The organism is Flavobacteriales bacterium (assembly GCA_013001705.1).
Lineage (GTDB): Bacteria > Bacteroidota > Bacteroidia > Flavobacteriales_D > JABDKJ01 > JABDLZ01.
This window is the reverse complement of record JABDLZ010000304.1, coordinates 1-5,781: the sequence shown is the minus strand read 5'-3', so window position 1 is coordinate 5,781 and position 5,781 is coordinate 1. Positions and strand designations below refer to the sequence as shown.

Below are 5,781 nucleotides of genomic sequence, written 5' to 3'. Positions count from 1 at the left end.
TCCGTTCGATGATCTCTACGACCTTGAGGCCTTCTAATGAATTGGTGGTGGCTGTAGTTTTTTCTTGGAGGGTATCGACCACATTCTCGATCACGAAGTGATGATTGGCCGCACTTCCTTTATAATGTCCATAGTCATTGGGCGGTGCTCCCTCAGGTAGCTCAGGCATCTCATAGTCATCCACATGGCAGTAAAGGACCTCATTCATGTATTGTCCGCCTACCTTGATGGTGCCTTTCTCTCCGATGATGGTCATGCTGCTCTCGAAGTTCTTTCCGAAGACAGCAGTGCTATAATTGATCGAACCCATACCACCTTTGACGAAATCAAAACTCACGAATCCTGAGTCCTCGAAACTGGTGAGCTCCTCATGGCTGAAATCCTTGAACTTACCCTGTATGTTATCTATATCTCCAAAGACCCAGTACATCAGATCGATGAAGTGAGAGAATTGGGTGAACAACGTTCCTCCATCCAAGTCAGATGTTCCTTTCCAGCCGCCTGGCTTGTAGTAGCGTTCATCGCGGTTCCAGTAGCAGTCCACCTGTACCATGTAGATTTCACCGAGTCTGTTCTCTGTGATCATCTCCTTGAGCCAAACCGAGGGCGGGCTGTAGCGGTTCTGCATCACGCAGAATACCTGTTTGTTCTGTCGCAAGGAGTGGTGGATGACCTCTTCGCAACGCGCCTTGCTGAGACCCATGGGCTTCTCGCAGACTACATGCTTATTGGCATCGAGTGCGGTGATGGCTTGTGAAGAGTGCAACCCATTCGGAGTGCAGATCGTGACCACATCGATATCGCCCTCTGTAGCCAACATCTCTTCCAAGGACTGATAGAATGGCACTTTGAAGGCTCCCATATCGAGCTCCTCGGCTGGTCGCGAATCACACATCGCCACCAATCGGGCGCCTGGATTATTGAGCACCATCTGCGCATGTCGCTTTCCGATATGCCCACAGCCTACGATCGCGAATCCTATGTGTTGATCAGCCATTTATCTTCTCTACTCGTTCATTATTCAAGCGATACATTTCCTTGCTCTCAGGACATTGGGCGTGGCCGGTTTCGTCAAAGTCCAGCCGATGACCATACTCGCTCATCCAGCCGACATGCTGTGCAGGATTGCCGATGACCAGCGCATAATCTGGAACAGCCTTAGTGACTACTGCACCCGCTCCGATAAATGCATACCTACCGATATCATTCCCACAGACGATCGTGGCATTGGCTCCGATACTCGCGCCTTTCTGTACAAGGGTCTTCACATATTGCCCACGTCTGTTCACGCCACTGCGCGGGTTCACTACATTGGTAAAGACCATGGACGGACCAAGGAAGACTTCGTCCTCGCAGATGACTCCGGTATAGATCGAGACATTGTTCTGCACCTTGACCTTATTGCCGAGGATGACCTGAGGCGAGACCACCACATTCTGCCCGATGTTGCAGTCCTCACCGATCACACAATCAGGCATGATATGGCTGAAATGCCAGATACTGGTTCCCTTACCGATCGTACAACCGGCATCGATCACAGCCGTTTCATGTGCTTTATAGTCGCTCATCGGATGATGTACTTCTCAAAGTCGATATGCTCCTTGTGATTCAATTCTTCCTCTGACAAGGATTGGAAATATTCATAGGTGCGCTGCAGGCCTTCGCTCCGAGAAACTTGAGGCTCCCAATCGAGAATGGTTTTTGCTCTGTTGATGTCCGGCTGGCGTTGTTTTGGGTCGTCCACCGGAAGGTCCTTGAGGATCACTTTTTGTTCTGTACCCGTTAATGCGATGATCTCTTGCGCAAAGCCGAGGATACTGATCTCATCGGGATTCCCGATGTTGACCGGCTCAGCATAATCGCTATGCAGTAGTCGGACGATCCCTTCGATCAGGTCGTCCACATAACAGAAGGAGCGCGTCTGGCTTCCATCTCCAAAGACAGTCAGGTCCTCTCCACGGAGCGCCTGCCCGATGAATGCAGGTAAGGCGCGACCATCGTTGAGTCGCATACGCGGTCCATAGGTATTGAATATCCGCACAATGCGCGTCTCCAATCCATGGAATCGGTGATAGGCCATGGTGATGGCCTCTTGGAAGCGCTTGGCCTCGTCATATACACCGCGTGGTCCCACAGGATTCACATTGCCCCAGTAATCCTCCGTTTGAGGATGGACCATCGGGTCGCCATAGACCTCGCTCGTACTCGCGATGAGCATGCGGGCATTCTTTGCTTTGGCCAGTCCAAGCAGATTATGCGTACCGAGGGACCCGACTTTCAAGGTCTGAATGGGGATCTTCAGATAATCGATCGGGCTGGCCGGTGATGCGAAGTGCAGGATGTAGTCCAGCTCTCCTGGGACATGGACATGCTTGGAGACATCATGATGAAAGAACTCGAAGTTCTCATTGGCATAGAGGTGCTCGATGTTCTTGAGGTTTCCTGTGATCAGGTTGTCCATCGCAAGCACATGGTATCCATCCTTGATGAATCGATCGCATAGATGTGATCCAAGGAATCCTGCTGCACCGGTGATCAATACTCTTTTCATACGGTCACGTCTGCTCGTCCAATGCTGTAATAAGTGAATCCATTTGCGCGCATGCTCTCAAGGTCGTAAAGATTTCTACCATCGAAGATGACCTTAGTCGGCATCATTTCAGCGACACGCTTAAAATCAGGGTTTCGGAATGATCCCCATTCGGTCGCGATCAGGAGCGCATCAGCTCCTTTCAAAGCATTATAGCCACTATCGGCATAATTGATGGCATCTCCTTTGACCTTGCGTACATTGTCCATCGCTTCAGGGTCATAGGCCGTGACAGTAGCTCCAGCGGCTAGGAGCGCATCGATCATATAAAGTGCTGGGGCTTCGCGGATATCATCCGTGTCTGGCTTGAAAGCGAGTCCCCAGAGCGCGAAGTGCTTTCCGCTGAGGTCTCCAAAATGAGCTTTCACCTTCTCGATCAGTCTCAATTTCTGACGGTCGTTGACCTCCAGCACGGACTCGAGAATCTCAAAGGTCATGTCCGATTCTTTTCCGGAGCGATGAAGCGCTTGCACATCCTTTGGAAAGCAGCTCCCTCCATAACCGATTCCCGGGAAGAGGAATCGTTTCCCGATCCGGGTGTCCGTTCCTACTCCTAGTCTCACCTTGTCGACATCGGCACCTACTGCTTCGCAGAAATTGGCGATCTCATTCATGAAGGTGATCTTGGTCGCTAGGAAAGCATTGGCTGCATACTTGGTCAGCTCAGCGGATTTCTCATCCATGAATATCAATGGATTTCCTTGGCGAACGAAAGGCTTATACAGATCTTCCATGACACCCCGCGCGCGCTTGGAGGAAGTCCCCACGACCACTCTGTCCGGCTTCATGAAGTCATCCACAGCGAAGCCTTCACGAAGGAACTCGGGGTTGGAGACCACAGCAAATTGCTCGCGTGCATTCTCAGCGATCTTGGCTCTGACTTTCTCTGCAGTCCCGACTGGAACCGTGCTCTTATCCACGACCACCACGAACTCTTCGATCAAGCTGCCGAGTTTTTCTGCGACTCCAAGCACATAGCTCAGGTCGGCCGAGCCATTCTCACCTGGAGGAGTCGGTAGGGCTAAGAAGATGACTTTAGCATCTTTGATCCCTTCCTTGAGATCGGTCGTGAACTTCAACCTTCCTGCTTTGATGTTTCGCTCAAAGATCACATCGAGATGAGGTTCATAGATGGGAACTTCCCCATCGCGCATCTTCTGGACTTTATCCGCATCGATATCGATACAGATCACATCGTTTCCGGTCTCTGCGAAACAGGTCCCTGTCACAAGACCTACATATCCGGTTCCTACAACGGCTATCTTCATTTGATTTCTCTGACGCTATTTGACAGCTTCCAGCACAGCGTTGATGATCCTATCTTGATCCTCAGGCTTGAATTCTGAATGCATGGGTAAGGAGAAGACACGAGCACATAGGTCCTCGGTCACAGGGAACATCCCTTCAGTATATCGTGGGTCGGTATAGGCTTTTTGCATGTGCAAGGGCACAGGGTAATAGATCATGGCCGGCAAGCTCTGGGCGGTCATATGCTCGACTATCGCATCACGTGAGACTCCATTGCACTTGAGCGTATACTGATGGAATACATGCGTACTTGATGCTGAACGCACTGGAGAAGTCAGCGCATCGCAGTCTGCAAATGCAGCATCATAACGATCGGCTGCCGATTGCCTCGCTGCAGTATAGGTATCGAGGTGTCTGAGCTTGATTCGAAGAATGGCCGCTTGGATACTGTCCAAACGACTATTGACGCCTATCTCATCATGATAGTATCGTTTGCTCTGTCCGTGATTGGCCATTTTACGCGCCTTTGCAGCGTGCTCATCATCATTAGTGAAGATGGCTCCTCCATCACCGAAGCATCCCAGGTTCTTGCTTGGGAAAAAAGAAGTGGTTCCGAAATCACCGATGCACCCGGCTTTTTTACTGCTCCCATCCGAGTACTTATAATCAGCTCCGATCGCCTGAGCAGTATCCTCAATGACGTATAAGTCATGCTCTTTGGCGATCTGCATCAACTCTTCCATATCGGCACTCTGACCGAAAAGATGAACAGGTACGATGGCCTTCGTTCGTGGTGTGATCGCAGCGCGCAGTGCGCTCGTATCGATATTGAATGTGTCTGGATCGACATCTACCAAGACAGGAGTCAAGCGCAGAAGTGCGATGGCCTCAGCAGTGGCCACATATGTGAAACTTGCTGTGATGACTTCATCACCCGGCTGAAGATCGAGGGCCATCATGGCTATTTGTAGGGCATCTGTCCCATTAGCACAGGGGATGACGTGCTTAACGTCCAGGTATTCTTCAAGCTCTGATTGAAAGGCCTTTACCTCTGGACCGTTGATGTACGCAGAGCTTCTGACGACATCGATCACCGCTTTGTCTATTTCATCTTGGATCTTCTCATACTGACTGAGCAGATCGACCATTTGAATGGGGCGCATATATCCACTTTGATATTGGGTCGCGAAGATAGCGGTTATCCTATCTTTTTCTTGATCGGTTCAGGCTGAAATTCATTGAACATGCGTAATGTCTCCTTTGGCCTATACAATGGTATTTTTGTGGCTTATGCGATGCGTTGAAATAGTCTTTGGAGCCATTCCTACTTGGATTTTGATATTCTGCCTTTCAACAGGAGTTGAAGTGAATGCTCAATCTTCCTTACGAGATTCAGTGATCAGTATGTCGAGTATTGAATTGGCACTTGGTATACAAGCGCCTATTGGTGATATGGCCGATCGTTTCGGAGGAAGTGCTTCGATGGGTGCAGCCTATCGATATAAGACCAAAAGCAACTGGCAGTTCGGTGTAGAAGGTCATTTCATATTCGGAAATAACGTGAAAGAACCGGTGGCCGCTGGTCTGCTGACATCCGAGGGATTTGTGATCGACCAATTAGGGGGCTTTACCGAATTGCTCATTCTTGAGCGCGGAATGACTCTAGTTGGGAGCGTAGGTAAGATCGTTCCCGCATTCGGCCCTAACCCGAATAGTGGCTTTGTTTTTCGTGTGGGTTCCGGTCTGTTGCAGCATAAGATCCGTCTAGAGACAAGAAACAACGATGTACCACAACTCGAAGGGGAATACCTTAAAGGCTATGATCGGCTGAGCAATGGGCTTACACTTCATCAATTCATCGGATATCAATTCCTGAGTAACAAGCGCTTGGTCAATTTTTCATTAGGGATTGAGGGGTATCAAGCCTTCACGCAGAGTAGGAG

General features: G+C 49.9%; 6 protein-coding genes. 1 reads left to right on the top strand and 5 read right to left on the bottom strand.

Going from position 1 to position 5,781, the window contains the following annotated elements:
* The 5 genes from HKN79_12195 to HKN79_12175 form a co-directional block, all read right to left on the bottom strand.
* A partial coding sequence (locus HKN79_12195; GenBank protein NNC84329.1) for a Gfo/Idh/MocA family oxidoreductase occupies positions 1–997 on the bottom strand: 997 nt, incomplete at its 3' end.
* Entirely contained in the window at positions 990–1,568 is a 579-nt protein-coding gene (locus HKN79_12190; GenBank protein NNC84328.1) for an N-acetyltransferase, read from the bottom strand. The genes HKN79_12195 and HKN79_12190, both read right to left, overlap by 8 nt.
* Positions 1,565–2,551: an SDR family oxidoreductase gene (locus HKN79_12185; GenBank protein ID NNC84327.1), complete on the bottom strand. Its 987-nt coding sequence runs from the start codon at positions 2,549–2,551 to the stop codon at positions 1,565–1,567. Before HKN79_12185 ends, HKN79_12190 begins: the two co-directional genes overlap by 4 nt.
* On the bottom strand, positions 2,548–3,858 hold the full coding sequence (locus HKN79_12180; protein ID NNC84326.1) for a UDP-glucose/GDP-mannose dehydrogenase family protein: 1,311 nt from the start codon (positions 3,856–3,858) through the stop codon (positions 2,548–2,550). Before HKN79_12180 ends, HKN79_12185 begins: the two co-directional genes overlap by 4 nt.
* 15 nt (positions 3,859–3,873) lie before the next feature.
* Complete coding sequence (locus HKN79_12175) at positions 3,874–5,001, bottom strand: DegT/DnrJ/EryC1/StrS family aminotransferase (GenBank protein ID NNC84325.1); 1,128 nt, start codon at positions 4,999–5,001, stop codon at positions 3,874–3,876.
* A 241-nt stretch (positions 5,002–5,242) separates the two neighbouring features.
* On the opposite strand from HKN79_12175, the gene HKN79_12170 reads away from it, so the two are divergent.
* A partial coding sequence (locus HKN79_12170) for a hypothetical protein (protein ID NNC84324.1) occupies positions 5,243–5,781 on the top strand: 539 nt, incomplete at its 3' end.

Excerpts from the sequence above, each read along its gene's own strand:
- HKN79_12180 (NNC84326.1), bottom strand. The coding sequence starts at position 3,858 with ATGAAGATAGCCGTTGTAGGAACCGGATATGTAGGTCTTGTGACAGGG.
- HKN79_12190 (NNC84328.1), bottom strand. The coding sequence starts at position 1,568 with ATGAGCGACTATAAAGCACATGAAACGGCTGTGATCGATGCCGGTTGT.
- HKN79_12185 (NNC84327.1), bottom strand. The coding sequence starts at position 2,551 with ATGAAAAGAGTATTGATCACCGGTGCAGCAGGATTCCTTGGATCACAT.
- HKN79_12175 (NNC84325.1), bottom strand. The coding sequence starts at position 5,001 with ATGCGCCCCATTCAAATGGTCGATCTGCTCAGTCAGTATGAGAAGATC.